Origin of the sequence: Arthrobacter sp. cf158, from assembly GCF_900106835.1 — a bacterium.
In the GTDB taxonomy this organism is placed as follows: Bacteria; Actinomycetota; Actinomycetes; order Actinomycetales; family Micrococcaceae; genus Arthrobacter.
The window spans coordinates 203398-224790 of the sequence record NZ_FNNR01000002.1; the positions used below are offsets into that span (position 1 = coordinate 203398).

Genomic DNA, 21393 nt, shown 5'->3' on the forward strand with positions numbered 1-21393 from the left:
GGGTTTTAGGCCTCGGCGCTGCCGGATTGGGCGGCAGCGGTCTCACCGGAAACCACTTCGCCGTTGCGGCGACGCGTACGGGTACGGCGCGTGCGGGCGGGCTTCTCAGCGTTGTCAGCGGTGGCGGTGCGGGCTTCTGCGACGCCTGCAGCCGGGGCTGCTTCGCCATCAGAGGTACGACGACGGCGCGTACGGTTGCGTCCGCCGTCGCCCTTGGACTCGCTGGAGTCTGAGTCGCCGGACTTCCCGGAGCGGCCACGGCGGCCATCGCGGCCACGTCCGCCGTCACGACCGGCATTGCGGTCAGAGCCGCCGGAGCGGGCGTTCTTCTTGCCGGTCTCGCCAAGGTCTTCGAGGACCTCGGCGTCCACGCCTGCGAGAACGCGCTTGTTGCGCGGCAAGCGGCCCTTGGTGCCCTCGGGAATATCGAGGTCGCTGTAGAGGTGCGGCGAGGAAGAGTAGGTCTCGATGGGCTCCGGAACGCTGAGTCCCAAAGCCTTGTTGATCAAACCCCAGCGCGGCATGTCGTCCCAGTCAACAAAAGTGACGGCGGTGCCCTTGTTTCCGGCGCGGCCGGTACGGCCAACACGGTGCAGGTAGATCTTCTCGTCTTCAACGCACTGGTAGTTGATGACGTGCGTGACGTCATCAACGTCGATACCGCGGGCCGCGACGTCGGTGGCCACCAGGACGTCCACCTTGTTGTTGCGGAAAGCGCGAAGGGCTTGCTCGCGGGCACCCTGGCCGAGGTCGCCGTGAATGGCAGCAGCCGCGAAGCCGCGGTCAACCAGTTCCTCGGCCACCTTCGCGGCAGTGCGCTTGGTCTTGGTGAAGATGATGGTGCGGCCACGCCCGCGTGCCTGCAGGATGCGGGCCACAACCTCGGTCTTGTCCATGCTGTGTGCACGGTAGATAAGTTGGCGGATATCGCGCTTGGTGAGGCCCTCATCATTCGGGTCAGCTGCCCGGATGTGGGTCGGCTGTGTCATGTAACGGCGTGCCATCGCGATGACGGGGCCGGGCATAGTTGCTGAGAAGAGCAGCGTCTGGCGGACGGCCGGCGTGCCGGCGATCAGGGTCTCAACGTCCGGAAGGAAGCCAAGGTCCAGCATTTCGTCGGCCTCGTCAAGAATCACCATCTTGACGTTCTTGAGGCTCAGGTGCTTTTGCTTGTAGAGATCGATCAACCGGCCCGGGGTGCCCACAACGATTTCGACGCCCTTTTGCAGGGCGTCAATCTGGGGTTCATAGGCACGGCCGCCGTAAATAGTGGCGATGCGGGCGTTGCGCTTGCGTGATGCGGTCTGGAGGTCGTTGGCAACCTGCACGGCAAGTTCACGCGTGGGAACGATTACCAAGGCCTGGGGTGCACCCGGCACGGCAAGCTTTTCGTAGCCGGCGTCATCGCGGCCTGATACGCGCTGCAGGGCAGGGATGCCGAAGCCCAACGTCTTACCGGTACCCGTCTTGGCCTGACCAATGATGTCGTGGCCGCTCAGTGCAACCGGCAAGGTCATTGCCTGGATGGGGAAGGGGTGCGTAATGCCGGCGTCGGCCAAGGACTCGACGATGTCGGCGCGGACGTTGTAGTCCGCAAACGACTTTTCTTCGATCTCGTGGGGCGTCTCATCCGAGATGATCGTTTCCTCGGGTTCGATGGATTCAGTTCCGGTGGAGTCCGTCAGGACTTCATGGGTATGCAATTCACTCACAGGGAGTTTCCTTATTCATTTGGGCATTGGCGCTGCATGCTCAACGGGGGCGGCGGAGCCGTACCGGAGCACGAACGGGCGCGCAAGCAAGTCCAGTGGAAGCCGATCGCGGGCTATCTAAGTACTGGCACTGGTGACCAGTTGGTACATCTCAAGATCGCGTAGGGGCGGGCTTGTTGAGTTCAAAAATTAACTGAATCAACGACCGGGCATCCATTACTACAGGCCCAGTCTATCCTCTGGGAGCCATAAAGCCCGGATCGCCGGATGCGTCGCGTCACCGCTGCAGTTCGAACCTGATCTCACGGCTGGCAATATCGGCCTTGACAAGCCGCACCCGGACCTCGGTTCCTGACTCCAACTCGCCGTCGCACCTGGCGGTAACAGCGGGTTCCGCAATCTGGACAACGCCGTAAGGGCCGCTCCCGTTTCCGTTGCCGTTTCCATTCCCATTGGAGGGCTTGGACCCGGAGATCACCACGGCATCGAATTCCTGGCCCACATGGTTGGCCACGAGGGCTGCTTCCACCGTGTCCAACGCCGCCCGCTCAAGACGTCCGGCCAGTTGGTCCGAAGACGCCATAATGTCCGGCAATGACGGGAGGGCCTCGCGTGCCCAGTGAGGAATTTCCCTGTTGTTGCTGAGTGCCTCGCAGATCACCAGGACGAACCTGTCAATGAGGCGGCGCAACGGCGCTGTGGTGTGGGCGTACGGCGCACCAATGGCCGCTTGGATCACTGTGTCTGGCACTTCGCCGTCAAACGGGGTATACCCGGCGCCCCTGAACAGTGTCCCGGCCGAGTGCAGGATGGCCAATTGCTTGGGATCTGAGGCATCCAGCGTCCGCAAGTACTCGCCATAGGTAATTTGACCATCCCAAGGCTTTCCAAGTGCAGTGGTTTGCCTCTTGAAGTGCTGCAGGGAGCGCTGGTCCGGGGCGGGCATGGTGCGAAGGATGCCCACTTTCCCGTCAAGCATCAGCTGGGCAGCCGCCATCCCCGTCATCAGCGAGATTTGTGCATTCCAGTCCTCCACCGGCAGCGAGGGGGCAGCCACGATCCTGTAGCCACCGCCGTCGGTTGCCTGGACAATTTCCTGCTCCGGCATGTTGAGGCTTGCGCCGCCGCGCAGCCTTTCCAGCTCAACGCGCTTGAGTCCTACTTCCTTCAGGAGCTGCAGGACGGGCGGGGCTGTTCCATCATCGATGTGCTGCTGCGCGTCTTTGTAGCTCAGCTTGGCTCTGCTGCGCACGGCGGCGCGTGCTACTGACACTGTCTGCACTTTCGCACCCGCGTCCAGGTCGAAATCCCAGACGAAGGCGCTGCAGTCCTGATCGGCCAGCAGGCTTCCGGCGTTTTCACTGATGACCTCCGGGTGCAGCGGGATGCGGCCGTCCGGGGCGTAAAAGGTCTGTCCGCGGTGACGTGTTTCGGCATCCAGCGCGCCACCGGGAGCCACGAACGACGGGACGTCGGCGATGGCGTAGAGGACTTTGTACCCTGCACCGGCGCGGTCAATGAACAGCGCCTGATCGAGGTCGGTTGACGTTGCAGGATCAATGGTCACAAAGGGAACGTCCCGCAGGTCGCGTTCCGGGATCTCGTGTGTTGCCACCGCATGCTGAGCCTCCTCCACGGCTTCTGTGGGGTACGCGCCTGGGAGTTCAAGCTCGGTCCTCAGGGCTGCAAGGGCCGCTGCGAGCTGATCAGTCGAGTCGTCGACGTTGGGAGCAATCCGATGATGTGACACGAAAGTCAGGTTAGCCCGAATCGGGCGGATAGTCTCACAATGGGCCAGCCTGGCAGGGACAAACGCCCGAAGCGGCCAAAGGGGGCCGGAGTAGTAGAGGACATCCGGGGATAGTCTTGACCCATGGGCACTTCCCCGGACGCCTCGCCTTCAGCCGGGCAACTCGCAGCAGAGCTCCTCGGGGCAATGGCCTACGGTGAGTTGTCCGCTTTCGGCAGGCTCTCCTTCGATTCCCGTTTCGCTCCGACACTTCATGACCGATCGGTACTCGCAAAAATCGCCGTCGGCGCCTACGGAAACTTTGCCCTGCTCAACGATCGGCTCACGGAAATGGGCATTGATCCCGAGGAAGCCATGCTGCCGTTTCAACGATCGTTTGACCACTTTCATGAGCGGACCAAGCCCGGAGACTGGTACGAGTCCGTGATGAAGGCTTACGTCATCGATACCGTGTCATCGGATTTCTACAGATCAGTTTCGGCTTTTCTGGACTCCGCGACCCAGCAATTCGTTGAGCGGGTGGCCTCTCCCGATCAGGCTACCGAAGTCCTCCGGGTCCTCCTGCGGCGGGCGTTGGCCGATGACCCCAGGCTCGCGTCGCGGCTGGCTATGTGGGGCCGCCGTTTAGTGGGCGAAGCACTCACACAGGCGCAACGGGTTGGCATGGAACATCCCCGCCTGGGACCTACCCTCAAGAGCGGCGGAGATGCCCGGGCTGCCATCAAGAGGTTGACAGGAGAACTCGCCGAAAAGCATGGGCGACGAATGACCGGTCTGGGCTTGACGGCTTGACCAGCTGCAGCTTGACGTTCGCTAGACCGCGTCCAGGGCTTGCAGCAGCGACTTGGCAGCCGCCGTCGGATCCGTTGCCTCAGTGATCGCGCGGACCACCACCACACGGCTGGCTCCGGCAGCTACCACCTTTTCTACGTTGCTGAGGTCAATGCCACCGATGGCGAACCAGGGAAGCGTAGTTTGGTTGGCGTTCTTGACCGCTTCTGCGGCAAATGTGACCAGGTCCAGTCCGACGGCGTCGCGGCCGGGTTTTGTGGGTGTTGCCCACACAGGACCTACGCAGAAGTAATCCAGTCCGGACTGGCCGGAAGAGGCAGCAATAGCAGCGTCAATCTGCGCCGGAGTGTGTGTTGAGAGCCCGATGCCGATGCCGCCTGGCAGCAAGGTCCTGGCCGCTTCCAAGGGCAGGTCCTTTTGACCGACGTGGAAGACCGGAGCCCCGGAAATACGGGCAACATCGGCCCGATCATTGACCGCCCAGAGCCGTCCGTGGCGCTCGGCGACGCTACGCAGAACCGCCAGCAGTTCCAATTCTTCGGCCGCTTCAATGGTCTTGTCACGGAGTTGGATGATGTCCACGCCGCCCTCGAACGCGGCATCCACAAAGTCTTCAAAATCGCCCTGCCGCTTGCGGGCATCGGTGCACAGGTAGAGGCGGGCTGAGGCGAGTGATTCAGGCTGGGTCATGGGAACCAGAGTAGTTCCTCTAAACTGGGCACGTACTGCGGGAGCCGCGACGTTCGTCATATGACTGTCCGGCTGAGAGGGCTTCAGCGCCGACCGCTTGACCTGATCCGGCTAGTACCGGCGTAGGGAAGGAATCCAATGGCAGGTCCCCGCCATACCAACCTCCAAGCAGATGTGGCCGTCATCGGCGGCGGCGTCATCGGGCTTGGCATAGCGTACGAGGCCCGACGATTGGGCCGCTCCGTGGCCCTGATTGATCCCGCGCCGGCAAGCGGAGCAAGCTATGCGGCGGCCGGCATGCTGGCCCCGGTAAGTGAACTGCACTATCAGGAGGAAGACCTCCTCGAGCTGATGCTGGAATCCTCCCGGTTGTGGCCCTCGTTTACTGCCGGCCTCCCTCAGGGGTCTGAAGCCACCGGATACCGCACGACGCCGACCCTTGCGGTGGGTGCCGACGCGGCCGACCGCCGTGCGCTCGCAGACCTGAGGTCAGTACAGCTGGCAGCAGGATTGGGTGTGGAGCCCCTGGCCCTGCGCGAGGCGAGGGACCGCGAGCCCCTGCTCAGTCCCCAAATCTCCTGTGCATTCGATATCCCCGCTGATCACCAAGTGGATCCGCGAAAATTGGCTGAATGCCTGTTGGCCGGCCTGGCACTCCACGCACCTGGCAGCACCACGTGGGTCCCCGGCGCAGAGAACGGGTTTGCCGTGACATCCCAGGCCCGCGGTTTGCTGTGGGAAGCGGGAAGAGTCTCCGGCGTAGAACTTGAATCTGGTGCACCAGTGGCGGCAACCGAGACGGTTGTTGCCAACGGCCTCGGCGCAGCAAGCCTGGCTGGCCTGCCTGAAGGACTCACGCTGCCCTTGCGTCCGGTGTACGGCGACATCCTCCGGCTCCGCGTCCCCGAACACCTTCGGCCCCTCATCACCTCCACGGTGCGCGGCATGGTGCGTGGCGTCCCCGTCTACATCGTGCCCCGGGAAGACGGCACGGTGGTCATCGGAGCTACCCAGCGGGAGGACGGATTGTCCGCGTCGTCCAACGCAGTCTCAGCGGGAGGCGTTTACCAGCTCCTGCGCGATGCCCAAGTGCTGGTTCCGGCGGTGGCAGAGCTGGAACTGCTGGAGGCCACCGCCCGCGCCAGGCCCGGGACCCCGGACAACGCACCGTTGCTGGGACGCGTCGCCGCAACCAATGGCGACATTAACGGCTTGGTGATTGCTACTGGCTTCTTCCGTCACGGAGTCCTCTTGACACCCGTCGCCGCAAGGATCGTGGGCGAACTGATCGGCGGTTCGACGGACCCCCGATGGGCTCCCTTCCGGCCCGGCCGTTTCGCAGGGGACGCGGCCATTCTCGACGACCTCATCCCAGTCCACGCTCCCAACAAGGAATCAGCATGAACATCAAACTCAATGGATCCGACCATTCAGTGCCGGACGACGCATCCGTCAGCACCCTCGTCAGTGCCATCACAGGCCGCATCCTGGACCCCCGCGGGCAGGCGGCCGACGGCGGCAAGTTGGGCGTCGCCGTCGCACGCAACTCCGAAGTAGTGCCTCGCAGCCAATGGTCTGCAACGGCGCTCGCCGACGGAGACGAACTCGAACTCGTTACAGCAGTCCAAGGAGGCTGAACAATGACAGCAGCAAACACTGAGGTCCGCACCGACGCATTGGTGATTGACGGCGTCGAATTCGGTTCCCGCCTGATCATGGGCACCGGAGGTGCGCCGAGTCTGGACGGGCTTGGCGCAGCGTTGCTTGCCTCGGGGACCGAACTCACCACCGTCGCCATGCGGCGCTATTCTCCTGCCGAAACGGGCTCGCTGTTCCAGCTTCTGGTGGACAACGGCATCCGGGTGCTGCCCAACACCGCTGGGTGTTTCACGGCCAAGGACGCGGTGATGACCGCGGAATTGGCCCGCGAAGCACTCGAGACGGATTGGGTGAAACTGGAAGTCATCGCGGACGAGCACACGCTCCTACCGGATGCCGTGGAACTCGTAGACGCCACTGAGCAACTGGTTAACCGCGGATTCAAGGTCTTCGCCTACACCAACGACGATCCCGTGCTGGCGCTCCGTCTGGAGAACCTTGGCGCTGCCGCCGTCATGCCGCTTGGTTCACCGATTGGAACCGGCCTGGGCATCCTGAACCCGCACAACATTGAACTGATCGTGTCCAGGGCCTCCGTTCCTGTGGTTCTGGACGCCGGAATCGGGACAGCATCCGATGCCGCACTCGCCATGGAGCTTGGCTGCGACGCCGTTCTGTTGGCCACTGCCGTAACCCGTGCACAGAACCCGGTGCAGATGGGCCAAGCCTTCAAACACGCCGTGATCGCCGGTAGGCTGGCCAGGCAGGCAGGCCGGATTCCGCGGCGGGAGCACGCTTTGGCGTCGTCAGCCATGGAAGGCCGTGCAGAGTTCCTCTAGGCGCAGATTTCCACTAAGCAAGGAGCAGTCATGGCGGGCATCGGAGACCAATTGTCGCAAGCGGACATCGACGCCGCCCTGAAGGACCTCCCGGACTGGAAGTTTCAGGACGGCCTGGTGACCGTCTATAAAAGTCCGACGGCGGCCGGCGCGCTGGAGTTCATCGCCGCCGTTGGCCGGATCGCCGAAGAACAAAACCACCATCCGGATCTGGAGTGGCGTTACAACAGGGTCTTTCTCCGTTATGTTTCCCACGACGCCGGACAAGCCATAACGCGGCGTGATGTCGACGCTGCAGTTTCCGTGAGCGTGGCCGCAGCCAGACTCGGTGCCGCCGCTGAACCGGGGCGCTATCCGGCGGCGTGAATGCCCTTAAAAGGCGATGACCACCACCCTGGGGGTGGTGGTCATCGCCTTTACTCTTTTAGAGCCTCAAAGCCTTGGTCAGCTCCGCAGTATCGTGCTTGGTGCGTGTCCGGCCCAGAAAGACTACAACGCCTGCGGCGGCGGCGGTCCCCAGTACGATCGGCAGGATCCAGGGGATCCAGGTCGCGCCGGGCTGGTAGCCCAACCCGGCGCTGATGAAAGCGATCCAGCTGAGCACACCAACGGCCGCAGAGATCCCAGCGGGCAACGCTATCCCGTACTTACCGTGCCGCTTGTCGTTGGCCCACACAATAAAACCAGTAGCAACGGTAGCCAGAACCACCACGACGAGTGAAAGCATCAAGACTCCTTAGCGGACGTGAAGCGGGAAAGGCCTAGAGGGCGCCGAAACCCACGCGGCGGACTTCTTCAGCACCGATTTCCACGTAGCCCAGGACGTTACCGGGAACGATGATCTGGCGGCCTTTCTCGTCCGTCAGGCGCAGTTCCGAGCCCTTGGACACGGCTTCGGCCACAATCTTGGCTACGGCGTCGGCGTCCAATGAGGATTCGAGCACGATCTCACGGCCAACGTTCTGAATGCCGATCTTTACTTCCACAGCAAGGCCTCCAAGCCAATCAAGTGTTAAGTCAGTCCTCTATTTGTAGCCTAGGACTCTTTGGGGAATCGACTGATTCCGCGCCAAGCTAAACGATAGATCAGATCACTGGCCACATCGAGGTCAAGATTTCCATCCGTTTCAAGCCAATAACGGGCGCTGACCTGCGCCATTCCGGCCAGGCCGCGTCCCAGAAGCTGCGCCTCGAGCGGTGGCAACTTGGTGTCTTCGGCAATGACATGCGCCACCGCATCCGCGAACGTTTTGTTGAAAGTCTCCAAACGGGAGCTGACATCGGGATCATTAATGAGGTCCGATTCGAACACCAGGCGGTGGGCTTGATCGTCGTCAGCGATGAACCGGTAATAGGCGCGCATCACAGCCTTGACGCGTTCCTTGTTGTCCGTGGTGGAGTTCAATGCGCTGAGCATCAGCTCCGTCAGTGTGGCCAGATGGCTGTCCAGAAGGGCCATGTAGAGCTCGCGCTTGGAGGGGAAGTGTTGGTACAGCACGGGCTTGCTCACGTGGGCAGCCTCTGCGATTTCGTCCATGGCCGCGCCATGGAAACCGTTGGAGACGAAAACTTCCAACGCCGCATTCAGCAATTGTGCGCGGCGCTCGTCCCGCGGCAACCTTGGTGAACGCGTTGAACCAGTCCGTTCCTGCTTGGCTGGTGCCCCATCGTTTGCCCGTGTGCCGTCAGCCACAGTCTGCCGCCTTTCCTTTGCAGTTATGACCACTCTACCGGTGGGTAATATGACCGGGCGGCATCTGCAGGCATACATTGGGGTATGGCCTCAATTGTTGCTGCCCACACCGCTGCGCCCGCTGTCCTGCCGCCCCTCGTTGAACCTGCTGCCGAACTCACGCCGGCCGAGGTGGAGCGATACTCCCGGCATCTCATCATTCCGGAAATCGGCGCCGTGGGCCAACGCAGGCTTAAGAATGCGAAAGTCCTTGTCATAGGCGCAGGGGGGCTCGGTTCTCCTGCGTTGTTGTACCTGGCTGCTGCCGGGGTGGGGACCCTGGGCATTGTGGACGACGACGACGTGGACCTTACCAACCTCCAGCGCCAGGTCATCCACGGCGTGAAGGACGTGGGCACGCCAAAGATTGAGTCCGCCCGCAACGCCATCGCTGAGCTCAATCCCTTGGTGAACGTGGTCCTGCACAACGTGCGCCTCGACTCCTCGAACGCCCTGGACTTGTTTTCGCACTATGACCTCATCCTCGACGGCGCTGACAACTTTGCCACGCGATACCTCGTCAACGATGCCGCAGCCATTCTGGGGAAACCGTATGTGTGGGGCTCCATCTTCCGTTTTGACGGCCAGGTGAGTGTTTTCTGGGCCGAGCATGGCCCCACCTACAGGGATCTGTATCCGGAAGCTCCTCCCGCGGGCTCCGTACCGTCCTGTGGTGAGGGCGGCGTCTTCGGCATGCTGTGCGCAGCGGTCGGATCACTCATGGTGACTGAGGCAGTGAAGCTGATTACCGGCGTCGGGCGCTCTTTGCTGGGGCGCGTTGCGCTCTTTGACGCCCTGGGCGGCAGCTGGCGCGAGATCAAGGTATCCAAGGATCCGGAAGCCGACCCCATCACGGAGCTCACTGATTACGAGGCGTTTTGCGGTGTGACGCCCTTGGCGCCCACTGACCAGGACCACACAGTGTCCGCCAAGGAACTCGCCGGAATGCTGGCCGAGCGGGAAACGGGGGAGAGGGACTTCGAGCTGGTGGATGTCCGTGAATCGGGCGAGCACAGCATCGTGAGCATCGACGGTTCCGTCCTCATACCGCAAGGCAGAATCCTCTCCGGTGAAGCCTGGGTGGACTTGCCGCTGGACAAGGACATCATCTTCCACTGCAAGGCAGGCACGCGCTCAGCTGCTGTCCTGGAGGCGGTGCAGAAGGCAGGCTACAGCCGGGTCCGCCATCTCGACGGCGGTATTCTCGCCTGGGTCCGGGATGTAGAGCCGGAGAAGCCAATCTACTGAGTTCGTTGCTGCTCGGCCGGTGTGTCTGCGAAGCTCAACCATGAGTGAAATCACGGATACACCCCAGCAACCCCTTGGATCGGAATTCGGACACGGCTCCACGGCCATGGACGTTGTGTCCGGAGTTGACCTCTCTGGCAAGACGGCCATTGTGACTGGCGGATATTCAGGCCTCGGATTGGAGACAGTGCGCGCCCTGGTTTCAGCGGGAGCCAGGGTGACGGTTCCGGCCCGCAGACTGGAGCATGCCAAGGCTGTTCTGGCGGAAGCCGGGTTGGAAAACGAGGTAGAGATTGACCGCCTTGACCTGGCAGATCAGGACAGTGTGAAGGACTTTGCGGCACGCTTTCTTGCCGGGCATGACACCCTGGACATCTTGATCAACAACGCAGCGATTATGGCAAGCCCGGAGCAGCGCGTGGGGCCAGGGTGGGAAGCGCAGTTCGCCACCAACCATCTGGGGCACTACACGCTGGTCAACGTTCTCTGGCCGGCCCTGGTGGCTTCCGGGGACGCCCGCGTTGTCTCCCTGTCTTCCACTGGACACAAGCTGTCACCTCTCCGGTTCGACGACGTCGACTTCGCTTCCGGCTACGACAAGTGGCGCGCCTATGGCCAGGCCAAAACCGCCAATTCGCTCTTCGCCGTCGAGCTGGACCGGCTGGGCAGGGAGTTCGGCGTGCGGGCCTTTGCAGTTCACCCAGGCGGCATCATGACCGAACTGCAAAGGCACTTGCCCATGGAGGAAATGGTGGCCGCCGGCTGGATGGACGCCGAAGGCAATCTTCGTGACGGGTTCAAGACACCGGAACAAGGGGCTGCAACGTCGGTGTGGGCAGCGACGTCCAAAGCGCTGGAGGGCAAGGGCGGTGTTTACTGCGAGGACTGCGATGTAGCCCATCCCACGGATAAGGAATCACCACTGGCGCGGTATCAGGGAGTGGACGCCCACGCCGTGGACAAGGACTCGGCAAGGAAACTGTGGGAGTTGTCCGCCGGGATGACAGGCGTTAACGCCTTCGCCTAGCGTGTGCCTCAGGCGCTTTCGGAGCGAAGCTGCTGGTGGTCCACGGGGCATTCCGCGGCCGGGGCTGCGGACCGGGGCTGTTCCACCTGGATACCGTACAAGGCCTCCAACGCGGCGACGTAGTCGTCTTGTTGGCCGTTGGCGGCGAGCTCGCGGGCGCGGACCGTGGGGATGTGCAGGAGCTGCTTCACCATGCGGCGCAGAGCGAACTCCACTTCTTCGGCTGCGGCCGTGCAACCGTGCCGGGCGCGCACCTTTTCCATCTCCGCATCCAGGACATTCATGGTGTGACGCCGCAGCGCCACGATGGCCGTGTCCACGGACCGGGCTTCACGCTCTGACTCAAAGGACGCGGCCGCCCCGGTGACGATTGCGCTGGCCTGGGACAGGGATTCGGCCTGTTCCTGGGGTGCGGCAAGGCGAACGGACTCAAGGGTCAGGAGCTCTACGCCGTCCAGTTCGCCCACAGCGGGATCGAAATCATGGGTCAGGGCGAGGTCGATCGCGATCAACGGCTTGCCCGAAGTTTGCCGGACACGGGCAAGGTCAGCGGCCTCAACCCGGTTGTCGGAACCGCTGCAGCCAATCATGACGTCGGCCGCAGCAACAGCAGCGGGGAGGGTGTCGGCGTCGAGCGCAATTCCACCGCGGGTGGCGACGAAGCCTTCGGCGCGGCCTGAGGACGAGTAGACGGAGACTTCAGTGCAGCCGCGTTCCCTCAGGAGTGACATAGTGGCGCCGGCGTACGCTCCGGTACCGAAGACCACTACCTTCTTGGTGGCCCAATCGTCATTCTCTGCAAGATCCGTCGCGAGGTCCAAAGCAACGGAGACGATGGACAGGCCGCGGGAGCCCAGGGCGGTCTGCGCGCCGACGTCCTTTGCCGTTTTGGAAGCGGCCTGGAAAAGGCGGACCAAGCCGGAGCTGGCTGTGCCTTCCTGCTGTGCGGTGATAAGTGCCCTGCGCACCTGGCCGGCGATTTCCCGTTCGCCCACAACTGCGGAGTCCAGGCCCGCACTCACGGCGAAGAGGTGCCGGGTGACATCGGAGCCCGTGTGGGTGGCGAAAGAGCGGGAAACCAGTTGCTCGTTAAGGCCACTCAGTTCGCTGATCTGGGAAACGAGAGCTGAACGGGCTGCTTCAAGGTCAGCCCCGTTGGCCGTTTCGCCGTATACCTCGTAGCGGTTGCAGGTGGCCAGCACCACCGCTCCGGAGACTACGGGGGAATCCGTGAGCGCCGCAGAGGCAAGCCCAGAGGAACCGTTGCTCAACTGAGCGACGGTTTCGAGGTCGATGTCGGCGTGTGTAGCCACCAATGAGAAAAGAACCACAGCACCCCAATCATAGCTTTTTCGTAGCCCGGTAGAACAATACGGCGCCGTGGTGATCCACACGCAGGTGAGTGATCCCCGCCACAACGGCCCGGGCGGGGCACGACGTGACAGCTTGTCGTTATCTTTTGCCCCGGATTTTCGGCACAATCGAAGGCATGACTTCTAGTGCGGCAGCATCCAACAGTACGGCCTCCACCGCCCCGGCGGGAACCCTTGGCACCAACCACCCGCTGAAGGACGGCCGCACCTCGGACTCACCGCTGATCACGGCCTATCGCGGCGGAAAGCCGTCGCGCAGGCCCGTATGGTTCATGCGCCAGGCAGGCCGTTCCCTGCCGGAATACCTCAAGGTCCGTGAAGGCGTCGCGATGCTGGATTCTTGCCTGCGGCCCGAACTTGCCGCCGAGATTACCCTTCAGCCGGTCCGCCGCCATGACGTCGATGCCGCCATCTTCTTCTCCGACATCGTCATCCCTTTGAAGCTTGCGGGTGTGGGCGTGGACATTGTCCCCGGCGTGGGTCCCGTGTTGGACAAGCCCGTGCGTACGGCTGCAGATGTAGCGGCGCTGCCCACGCTGACCTGGGAAGCGCTGGAACCCATCCGTGAAGCCGTCCGCCTGACAGTCGCCGAACTGGGGAAGACGCCGCTGATCGGTTTCGCAGGTGCACCGTTCACCCTCGCGGCCTACATGGTTGAGGGGAAGCCGTCCCGTGACCACCTCGGCCCGCGGACCATGATGCACGCCGATCCTGAAACCTGGGCGGCGCTTGCCAACTGGGCTGCCGATACCTCCGGCATGTTCCTCCAGGCACAGCTTGAGGCGGGTGCCTCGGCTGCGCAGCTCTTCGATTCCTGGGCAGGTTCCCTGGGTCTGGCCGATTACACCAAGTACGTGGCCCCGGCCTCGGAACGCGCGCTCGACCATGTGCGTGGTTTGGGAGCCCCTTTGGTCCACTTCGGCACCGGCACGTCCGAGCTCCTGGTTGCGATGCGTGATGTCGGGGTGGATGTGGTGGGCGTCGACTACCGCCTGCCCCTGGACGAGGCCAACCGTCGCTTGGGTGGAACCGTGCCGCTCCAGGGCAACATCGATCCCGCGCTGCTTTCGGCGCCTTGGGAGGTCCTGGAAGCACATGTGCGCGAGGTCATCAGCGCGGGTTCCCATGCCCCGGGGCACGTCCTGAATCTCGGCCATGGCGTTCCTCCGGAGACGGATCCCACGGTCCTGACGCGGGTTGTGGAGCTCATTCACTCGATCCCCGCAGAGTAGGGCCGATGCGCGGGGGACACCCACGTCCAAGGACGCACGAACCCAGGGAGTCCGCCGTTGTAGTGGGCGGTGGTATCTCCGGCCTCCTCGCTGCGCGCGAACTCGCCGTGGCGGGTTTGTCGGTCACCATCCTTGAGGCAAGCCAGGAGTGGGGAGGGTGCGTCGGGAGCCACGTTGTGGCCGGGCTGCACCTGGATAGCGGTGCCGAGTCCTTCGCTACACGGTCCACCGCCGTAGCCGACCTCGCGCGTGAACTTGGCCTGGCGGACAACATCGTCGCGCCGCACCCCGGAGGTGCCTGGGTGCAATTGCCGGACGGCCCGCAGGAACTCCCGAAGACCGGCGTCCTGGGAATTCCAGCCAATCCATGGGATCCCGAGGTGCGGCGTTCCTTGGGGCTGATGGGTGCCATCAGGGCATCCGCGGACCGTTGGTTGCCGGCATCAGTGGGAACCTCGGTTGATGTCACCAGCGTCTCCTCCTTGGTTCGTTCCCGCATGGGTAAAAAAGTGCTGGAGCGCTTGGTTGCCCCGGTAGTGGGTGGTGTTCACTCCGCGGATCCCGGCCTCCTGGACGTCGATATGGTCGCGCCAGGGTTGAGGGCAGGAATCCGCAAGCACGGTTCGCTTGCTGCTGCCGTGGCGGCCCAACGCAGCGTCTCCCAAGGCAAGGCATCCGGTCCTGCGAAGGCTGGTTCCGCCGTCGCAGGCTTGAAGGGCGGCATGAACACGCTGGTAGCTGCGTTGGTGGGTGATCTGCAGAGGCGTGGGGTGGAGTTGCAGGCGGGTCAACGCGCCGAGGCCGTGGTGAAGACGAGTCTCGGCTGGCACGTCACCGCTGGCGATTCCACGTACGACGCCGGCCGGCTGGTGGTAGCGCTCGACGGTCCGGCCGCCGTCGGGCTGCTGGAGCCGTGCCTGCCGGAGCTATCCGGATTGCGCCCCGCTCCCGGGCCCCTGGTGAGCCTGGTGACAATGGTGGTGGACCTGCCGGAGCTGGACCGCCGCCCCCGCGGAACCGGAATACTGGTGGCACCGCAGACTCCTGGAATCAAAGCCAAGGCCCTGACCCACGCCACCGCCAAATGGGATTGGCTGGCCGAAGAGGCCGGCCCGGGCACCCATGTCCTGCGCCTTTCCTACGGTCGGCGGGAAGAAGCTGCCGGGGGAGCGGACGTTGTTCTGGATGAAGGGTCCCTCTTGGACGCTGCCCTGGAAGACGCGTCCATCCTGCTGACAGTTCGGGTGTCCCGTTCGGACATCGTGGATTGGGATGTGGTGCGCTGGTCCGGCGCCCTTCCCTTTGCCGCCGTCGGTCATAAACAGCGTGTAGCGCAGGTGCGCAAGGTATGCGCTGAAGTGGACGGTTTGACTGTCGTGGGCGGCTGGCTGGCGGGAAATGGCTTGGCTGCCGTGGTGGCAGATACCCGGGCGCAGCTTGCTGCGGCTTTTGCGCATAAGCCCTCGCTTTAGTGATTTGCGTCACTTCTACGGCTTGTAGAACTGATCCGTTTCGACTTAGGGGCTGGCACGGGGCAAACTTGAACCATGAGCCACACTTCTGCCGAATCTGTCACTAAAACTGCTGAAACTGAAGAACAGTTCTACACGCTGTGGACGGTCTTCAAGCGCTCGGCCGACGTCCTTCGCAGCGGCGATGCTGCCCAGGAATTCGAAGCCCTTGCGGACAAGCTCGCCGAAGGCGGCGTGATCCTGCGGGGTAGCTACGACGTCTCGGCCATGCGCTCGGACGCTGACATTATGGTGTGGCTCCACGGACCCAAGCCGGAGGACCTGCAATCCGCCGTCCGCTCCATTCGCCGCAGCAAGCTCTTCGCGGGAACCGAGATCGTTTGGTCCGCCATGGGCGTGCACCGCGAAGCCGAGTTCTCCAAAAGCCACGTTCCGGCCTATGCGCGTGGCGTGGAGCCCAGCACTTGGCTGTGCGTGTACCCCTTCGTGCGCTCCTACGAGTGGTACATCCTTCCGGCCGAGGAACGCGGCGCCATGCTCCGCGAACACGGCTTGCTGGGCAGGGAATTCCCGCAGGTCATCTCCAACACCGTCTCCTCCTTCGCGCTGGGGGACTGGGAATGGATTCTTGGACTCGAGGCACCGGAACTCGTGGACCTTGTTGACCTGATGCGCCACCTGCGGGACAGCGAGGCCCGCAACCATGTCCGCGAAGAAATCCCGTTCTACACCGGCCGCCGCGTGTCCGCCGCCGAGATTGCCGAGGTCCTTGCATGAGCACTCCAGTCGTTTCCACGGCCGTCAATGAAGTCACTGAGCGCGGCCGCCAGGAAGCCAAGCGCTACGACGCCGTGCTGCTCGCGTCCTTCGGTGGCCCGGAAGGTCAAGATGACGTCATCCCCTTCCTCCGCAACGTCACCCGAGGCCGGGGCATCCCGGACGAGCGCCTCGAAGAGGTTTCGCACCACTACCGTGCTTTCGGCGGGATCAGCCCCATCAACCAGCAGAACCGTGAGCTGAAGGCCGCCATCGAGGCCGAGCTGGCCAAGCGGGACATCGAGCTGCCCGTACTCTGGGGCAACCGCAACTGGGATCCCTACATTGCGCCCGTCCTGCAGGACGCTTACGACGCCGGACACCGCCGGATCCTGATGCTCACCACCAGCATCTACTCCTGTTACTCCAGCTGCCGCCAGTACCGCGAAGACATCGGCATTGCCCTGACGGAGACGGGCTTGGACGGCAAGCTGGAAGTGGACAAGATCCGCCAGTACTTTGACCACCCCGGCGTGGTCCAGCCCTTCCTCGAAGGCACTGCCGCCGGTCTGGAAGAAATCCGAGGCAAGCTGGCCGCTGCAGGCGAGGCTGATCCGGATTCGAAGATCCGGGTGCTGTTCGCCACGCACTCGATTCCTACCCGGGATGCAGAGGCCGCCGGCAGGTCCGAGGACGAGCCGCGCGAGTTCGCTGAAGGATCCGCCTATGCCGCGCAGCATCTTGCCAACGCCCAGGCCATCATGGACACCGTGGCACCGAACGTTGCCTGGGACCTGGTGTACCAGTCCCGCTCCGGCGCCCCGCACATTCCTTGGCTTGAACCGGACATCAACGACCACCTTGAGGAAATTGCCCCCGAAGGCGTCCGCGGCGTGGTAATCGTTCCTCTGGGGTTCGTCAGCGACCATATGGAAGTTGCCTGGGACCTGGACACCGAGGCGCTGGAAACCTGCAAAAACCTCAACATCGAGGCCACCCGTGTTCCCACCCCGGGGACGCACGCGGCGTTCGTGTCCGGTCTGGTGGACCTTATCTGTGAGCGCACGGTGGAAAACAACATCGCCGATCGTCCCCACGTGACGGACCTGGGCCCTTGGTATGACGTCTGCCGTCCCAACTGCTGCGAAAACTTCCGCGGGGCAAAACCCGTCATTTCCGAAGTTGGCGTCGGCATCGGTATCGGTCACGATGCCTACCCCGCTTCGGAGGCTGCCAAGTGACGGTACGCATCGGCACCAGGGCAAGCAAACTTGCCCTGACGCAGACGCAGCAAACAGCGGACCGCTTGGCTGCCGTTGGCGGCTTCCCGGTGGAGCTCGTGCACATCAAGACCGAGGGCGACGTCAAGACCGGGTCACTTTCCCAGATGGGCGGTACCGGCGTGTTCGTCGCCGCGTTGCGTGACGCGTTGCTGGCTGACAGCTGCGATGTCGCCGTGCACTCCCTCAAGGATCTGCCCACTGGGGCTGCCCTGGGCCTCAGCATTGCAGCGACGCCCAAGCGCGTTGATGTCAGGGACGTACTTTGTGCCCGCGATGGACTGACCCTCGCGGAGCTTCCGGGTGGGGCAAGGGTGGGCACAGGCTCACCCCGGCGGGCCGCGCAACTCCGTGCGGCGCGGCCGGATATTGAGGTGCTGGACATCCGCGGAAACGTGGACACCCGCCTTGGCCGCGTACCCGGGCTGAGCGGAAATGCCACCGATGAAATTGTTCCCGGCAAGTCCTGCGATCTGGACGCCGTGGTGCTGGCCGCCGCCGGCTTGGAACGAATCGACCGGCTGGACACCGTGAGCGAGTTCTTTGCCACGGACGTCATGCTTCCCGCTCCCGGACAAGGCGCCCTGGCCATCGAGTGCCGAACAGAGGACGCTCCACGCCAAGTGGGAACCACTGAGGGCTCCAACGGTGTGCTGGCACAAGCACTCGCAGCATTGAATGACGACGATACCCGGCTGGCCGTAACAGCAGAACGGGCCGTCCTGGCAAGGCTCGAAGCCGGTTGCGCCGCACCCGTCGGCGCGTATGCCTTCCGTAAGGGCAGCATGCTGCATCTGGAAGCCGTTGTCTGCGCCGTGGACGGCACTAAAACTGTCCGCGAGAAAAAGGCCACGGACGGCCTGACCGAAGTTGGAGCCACGTTGCTCGGCATCGAAGTGGCGGAGCTTTTACTCGCTGCCGGCGCCGCGGAGATCGCGGACCTTGCCGCATCCTGATCTGCATGATCGCCAGGGACTGAACGGTCGGCGCGTCCTGATTACCAGGAGCGCCGACCGTGCCAGGCCATTGGCTTCGCTATTAGGCAGCTTGGGAGCAGAGCCGTTGGTTCTGCCGCTTATCGATTTTGAGACGGCGGAGGACCAGGCGCCCCTTGATGCGTACCTGAATCAACTGGCCGCCGGCGATTTTGACTGGTTGGTGCTCAGCAGCGTCACCACCGTGCGGGTTCTGTTGCAGAAGGCTGCGGGGCTTGGAAAATCCCTCGCGGACATCGTTCCTGCCGGAACCAAGGTGGCGACTATTGGTCCATCTTCCCGGGACGTCCTCGAATCCCTTGGCCTCGCGGTTGCCTTGGCACCCACGGACCTCCAGTCCGCCGAAGGGTTGCTTGCTGTGTGGGAGGCTGCCCCGGTGCGGGTACTCCTGCCGCAGGCCGACATTGCTGCGGCGGGTCTGCGGGACGGTTTGGCTGCGAAGGGTGCGGACGTGACCACCGTGGTCGCGTACCGCACCGTCGACTACCCGGCCCGGCCGGAGCGGCGGCTGACAGCGCAACTGCCTGCCGCCGTCGTCAATTCCGAATCCGAACTACCGCCAAGCCTCACCCCTGAAGACGTACTGACGGCGCTCGAAGCAGGGACAGTGGACGCTGTGGTTGCTGCCTCACCCAGCGCCGTCCGGCGGATCGCCACGGTGTTTCCGACGTTGGGTGCCTGTCGTTTGGTTGCGATAGGGCGTCCGACGGCGGCAGAGGCTTCCCGCCTGGGTCTCACCGTCGCTGCCACAGCCAAAGAACCAACCCCGGACGGCATCGTGGCCGCCTTGGAATCTGTTTTCGTCAACGAAGGGAACCCGCAATGAGCTTTCCAAACCATCGTCCCCGCCGCTTGCGCACAACTCCCGCCATGCGCAGGCTCACCGCTGAGAACCGACTGGCACCCGCAGACCTGATCCTGCCCACTTTTATCCGGGAGGGACTCACTGAACCCAGCCCCATCAGCTCCATGCCGGGAGTGGTCCAGCACACCACCGATTCGTTGAAGCGGGCGGCCGCCGAAGCCGTGGAGCTGGGCGTGGGCGGCATCATGCTGTTCGGTGTACCCGCGGTACGCGATGCGCGGGGTACGGCGTCCCTTGAACCCGACGGTGTTCTCAACAAAGCCATCCGCGACGTCAAAGCGGAGGTCGGTGACAACCTGGTGATCATGGGCGATGTTTGCCTGGACGAATTCACCGACCACGGCCACTGCGGTGTGCTGGACGCTGACGGCTACGTGGACAACGACGCTACCCTGGAGATCTACGGCCAGATGGCTGTTGCACAAGCCGAAGCCGGAGCCCACGTGCTGGGGCCCTCGGGAATGATGGATGGCCAGATCGCCGTGATCCGCCAGGCGCTGGAGGAATCCGGCAACAAGAACACTGCGGTCCTGGCCTATGCCGCCAAATACGCATCAGCGTTCTATGGACCGTTCCGGGAAGCCGTCGATTCCCAGCTCACGGGCGACCGCCGGACCTACCAAATGGACGCGGCAAACCGCCGCGAGGCCATCCTGGAGGTTGAGCTGGACCTCGAAGAAGGTGCGGACATGGTGATGGTCAAGCCGGCCATGAGCTACCTCGACATTCTGGCCGACGTCGCTGCCATGAGTCCCGTCCCGGTGTCGGCCTACCAAATTTCAGGCGAGTACGCCATGATCGAAGCGGCTGCGGCCAACGGTTGGATCGACAGGCGTGGGGCCATTACCGAATCCGTGCTTGGAATCAAGCGTGCCGGAGCCGATACCGTCCTGACCTACTGGGCCTCCGAACTGGCAGGCTGGCTGAAGGAGTCCTGATGACCTCCGTTCCCTCCGATCCCGCGGCGCCGGTAGCGTCAAACCAGATCCTGCTGGGCCTGAACACCTTCGGCGACGCAGGCCTGGACGCCCAGGGGAACCCCAAGGAACATGCCCTCGTGCTGCGCGAGCTGCTGGAGGAAGCAAAGCTGGCTGACGCCGTCGGGATCCATGCTTTTGGCGTGGGCGAACACCACCGGCGGGACTTTGCCGTCTCCGCGCCCGAAGTTTTCCTCGCGGCCGCGGCCGCAGTGACCTCCCGGATTCGCTTGGGATCGGCCGTCACGGTCCTCAGCTCGGATGATCCCATCCGCGTCTTCCAACGTTTCGCCACCGTGGACGCCATCGCCAACGGCAGGGCCGAGGTGATGCTGGGGCGAGGATCGTTCGTGGAGTCCTTCCCCCTGTTTGGCTTGGATCTGGCAGAGTACGAGGTCCTCTTTGAGGAAAAGCTGGAGCTGTTCCACAAGGTGCGCGCGCAGAAACCGGTCCACTGGGAAGGGCGCACCCGGCCGAACGTCAGTGGACTTCAGGTCTATCCGCGGTTGCAGCACCACCTGCTGCCGGCATGGATCGGCGTGGGCGGCACACCGGAGTCCGTACTGCGCTGTGCTGAATACGGGTACCCGATCATCTTCGCCATCATTGGTGGTGAGCCCCGCCGTTTTGCCCCCTTGGTGAATCTGTACCGCGAAGCCATGGGCAAGTACGGCCATCCGATGCGCCAGATCGCAACCCATTCGCCCGGATTCATTGCTGATACCGATGAAGCCGCACGGGAGGAGCTCTTCCCGCACTGGCTTGAGCAGCGCAACAGGATCGGTGCCGAGCGTGGCTGGGGACCGGGAAACCGGGCCGAGTTCGATGCCATGTGCGGTCCTGAAGGTGCGCTCTACGTGGGCTCGCCGGAAACCGTCGCGCGAAAGATCGCCCTCCTCAAGAGGAACCTTGGAGTGGACCGCTTCGACCTCAAATACAGCAACGGGACGCTGCCGCACCAGTCCATGATGCGCTGCATCGAGCTGTACGGCACCGAGGTTGCCCCACGCGTCGCTGAACTGCTGGCTGACGCCTCATAACTTGCGGCCTTGCC

22 protein-coding genes and 1 riboswitch are annotated in these 21393 nt (G+C 63.4%); of the genes, 15 read left to right on the forward strand and 7 right to left on the reverse strand.

The features are described 5' to 3' along the window. Positions 1 to 5: 5 nt before the first annotated feature. Both BLW08_RS03905 and BLW08_RS03910 read right to left on the reverse strand, forming a co-directional pair. Positions 6 to 1712: a DEAD/DEAH box helicase gene (locus BLW08_RS03905; protein ID WP_091323428.1), complete on the reverse strand. Its 1707-nt coding sequence runs from the start codon at positions 1710 to 1712 to the stop codon at positions 6 to 8. 277 nt (positions 1713 to 1989) lie between these two features. Further along, a complete protein-coding gene (locus BLW08_RS03910) occupies positions 1990 to 3462 on the reverse strand; it encodes an RNB domain-containing ribonuclease (protein WP_091323430.1) in 1473 nt (490 codons plus the stop codon). Between the two features lie 123 nt (positions 3463 to 3585). Here BLW08_RS03910 and BLW08_RS03915 point away from each other — a divergent pair, with 123 nt between their 5' ends. After that, complete coding sequence (locus tag BLW08_RS03915) at positions 3586 to 4254, forward strand: ferritin-like fold-containing protein (RefSeq protein ID WP_091323432.1); 669 nt, start codon at positions 3586 to 3588, stop codon at positions 4252 to 4254. Positions 4255 to 4275: 21 nt separating this feature from the next. Here BLW08_RS03915 and thiE read toward each other — a convergent pair whose 3' ends face one another. Then, positions 4276 to 4944: a thiamine phosphate synthase gene (gene thiE, locus BLW08_RS03920; protein WP_091323434.1), complete on the reverse strand. Its 669-nt coding sequence runs from the start codon at positions 4942 to 4944 to the stop codon at positions 4276 to 4278. A gap of 27 nt (positions 4945 to 4971) precedes the next feature. Then, positions 4972 to 5090, forward strand: a riboswitch (TPP riboswitch). Between thiE and thiO the strand changes: the two genes are divergently transcribed. The 4 genes from thiO (at position 5083) to BLW08_RS03940 (ending at position 7748) form a co-directional block, all read left to right on the forward strand. Further along, positions 5083 to 6348: a glycine oxidase ThiO gene (gene thiO, locus BLW08_RS03925; protein ID WP_091323436.1), complete on the forward strand. Its 1266-nt coding sequence runs from the start codon at positions 5083 to 5085 to the stop codon at positions 6346 to 6348. It overlaps the preceding riboswitch by 8 nt. Continuing rightward, on the forward strand, positions 6345 to 6581 hold the full coding sequence (gene thiS / locus BLW08_RS03930) for a sulfur carrier protein ThiS (RefSeq protein WP_090818147.1): 237 nt from the start codon (positions 6345 to 6347) through the stop codon (positions 6579 to 6581). Before thiO ends, thiS begins: the two co-directional genes overlap by 4 nt. A 3-nt stretch (positions 6582 to 6584) precedes the next feature. After that, a complete protein-coding gene (locus BLW08_RS03935; protein WP_090818150.1) occupies positions 6585 to 7382 on the forward strand; it encodes a thiazole synthase in 798 nt (265 codons plus the stop codon). Positions 7383 to 7412: 30 nt separating this feature from the next. Then, entirely contained in the window at positions 7413 to 7748 is a 336-nt protein-coding gene (locus BLW08_RS03940; protein ID WP_090818153.1) for a 4a-hydroxytetrahydrobiopterin dehydratase, read from the forward strand. Between the two features lie 58 nt (positions 7749 to 7806). On the opposite strand, the gene BLW08_RS03945 is transcribed toward BLW08_RS03940, so the two are convergent. The 3 genes from BLW08_RS03945 to BLW08_RS03955 are packed head-to-tail and all read right to left on the reverse strand — an operon-like array spanning position 7807 to position 9153. After that, positions 7807 to 8109 (reverse strand): cytochrome c-type biogenesis protein, encoded by a 303-nt coding sequence (locus tag BLW08_RS03945; protein ID WP_091323440.1) that lies wholly within the window; start codon positions 8107 to 8109, stop codon positions 7807 to 7809. Between the two features lie 34 nt (positions 8110 to 8143). Next, the gene (locus BLW08_RS03950; protein WP_090818159.1) at positions 8144 to 8368 is read right to left on the reverse strand and encodes a DUF3107 domain-containing protein; all 225 of its coding nucleotides are present in this window, start codon (positions 8366 to 8368) and stop codon (positions 8144 to 8146) included. A 50-nt stretch (positions 8369 to 8418) separates the two neighbouring features. Further along, the gene (locus tag BLW08_RS03955; RefSeq protein ID WP_175538568.1) at positions 8419 to 9153 is read right to left on the reverse strand and encodes a TetR/AcrR family transcriptional regulator; all 735 of its coding nucleotides are present in this window, start codon (positions 9151 to 9153) and stop codon (positions 8419 to 8421) included. Between the two features lie 6 nt (positions 9154 to 9159). On the opposite strand from BLW08_RS03955, the gene moeB reads away from it, so the two are divergent. Next, positions 9160 to 10362, forward strand: a complete 1203-nt coding sequence (gene moeB, locus BLW08_RS03960; protein ID WP_091323442.1) for a molybdopterin-synthase adenylyltransferase MoeB — start codon at positions 9160 to 9162, stop codon at positions 10360 to 10362. Between the two features lie 40 nt (positions 10363 to 10402). Beyond that, entirely contained in the window at positions 10403 to 11389 is a 987-nt protein-coding gene (locus BLW08_RS03965; RefSeq protein WP_091323443.1) for an SDR family NAD(P)-dependent oxidoreductase, read from the forward strand. A gap of 8 nt (positions 11390 to 11397) precedes the next feature. Here the strand turns inward: BLW08_RS03965 and BLW08_RS03970 are convergent, their stop codons facing one another. Continuing rightward, on the reverse strand, positions 11398 to 12720 hold the full coding sequence (locus BLW08_RS03970) for a glutamyl-tRNA reductase (RefSeq protein WP_091323445.1): 1323 nt from the start codon (positions 12718 to 12720) through the stop codon (positions 11398 to 11400). A 158-nt stretch (positions 12721 to 12878) separates the two neighbouring features. Between BLW08_RS03970 and hemE the strand changes: the two genes are divergently transcribed. The 8 genes from hemE to BLW08_RS04010 all read left to right on the forward strand — a co-directional run bounded on the left by hemE (position 12879) and on the right by BLW08_RS04010 (position 21379). After that, complete coding sequence (gene hemE, locus BLW08_RS03975; RefSeq protein WP_090818173.1) at positions 12879 to 13994, forward strand: uroporphyrinogen decarboxylase; 1116 nt, start codon at positions 12879 to 12881, stop codon at positions 13992 to 13994. Positions 13995 to 13999: 5 nt separating this feature from the next. Beyond that, on the forward strand, positions 14000 to 15466 hold the full coding sequence (hemG, locus tag BLW08_RS03980) for a protoporphyrinogen oxidase (protein WP_091323447.1): 1467 nt from the start codon (positions 14000 to 14002) through the stop codon (positions 15464 to 15466). A 75-nt stretch (positions 15467 to 15541) separates the two neighbouring features. Further along, positions 15542 to 16243 carry a hydrogen peroxide-dependent heme synthase gene (gene hemQ, locus BLW08_RS03985; protein ID WP_090818179.1) on the forward strand — a complete coding sequence of 234 codons (702 nt, stop codon included), beginning with the start codon at positions 15542 to 15544 and terminating at the stop codon, positions 16241 to 16243. Then, positions 16240 to 17463, forward strand: coding sequence for a ferrochelatase (locus BLW08_RS03990; protein ID WP_090818182.1), 1224 nt, complete (start codon positions 16240 to 16242; stop codon positions 17461 to 17463). Before hemQ ends, BLW08_RS03990 begins: the two co-directional genes overlap by 4 nt. Further along, complete coding sequence (gene hemC, locus BLW08_RS03995) at positions 17460 to 18458, forward strand: hydroxymethylbilane synthase (RefSeq protein ID WP_091323449.1); 999 nt, start codon at positions 17460 to 17462, stop codon at positions 18456 to 18458. Before BLW08_RS03990 ends, hemC begins: the two co-directional genes overlap by 4 nt. A 70-nt stretch (positions 18459 to 18528) precedes the next feature. Next, positions 18529 to 19323 (forward strand): uroporphyrinogen-III synthase, encoded by a 795-nt coding sequence (locus tag BLW08_RS04000; RefSeq protein WP_368086871.1) that lies wholly within the window; start codon positions 18529 to 18531, stop codon positions 19321 to 19323. After that, the gene (gene hemB, locus BLW08_RS04005) at positions 19320 to 20300 is read left to right on the forward strand and encodes a porphobilinogen synthase (RefSeq protein ID WP_091323453.1); all 981 of its coding nucleotides are present in this window, start codon (positions 19320 to 19322) and stop codon (positions 20298 to 20300) included. The genes BLW08_RS04000 and hemB overlap by 4 nt, the downstream gene beginning before the upstream one ends. Then, positions 20300 to 21379, forward strand: a complete 1080-nt coding sequence (locus tag BLW08_RS04010; RefSeq protein ID WP_091323455.1) for an LLM class flavin-dependent oxidoreductase — start codon at positions 20300 to 20302, stop codon at positions 21377 to 21379. Before hemB ends, BLW08_RS04010 begins: the two co-directional genes overlap by 1 nt. Positions 21380 to 21393: the final 14 nt, after the last annotated feature.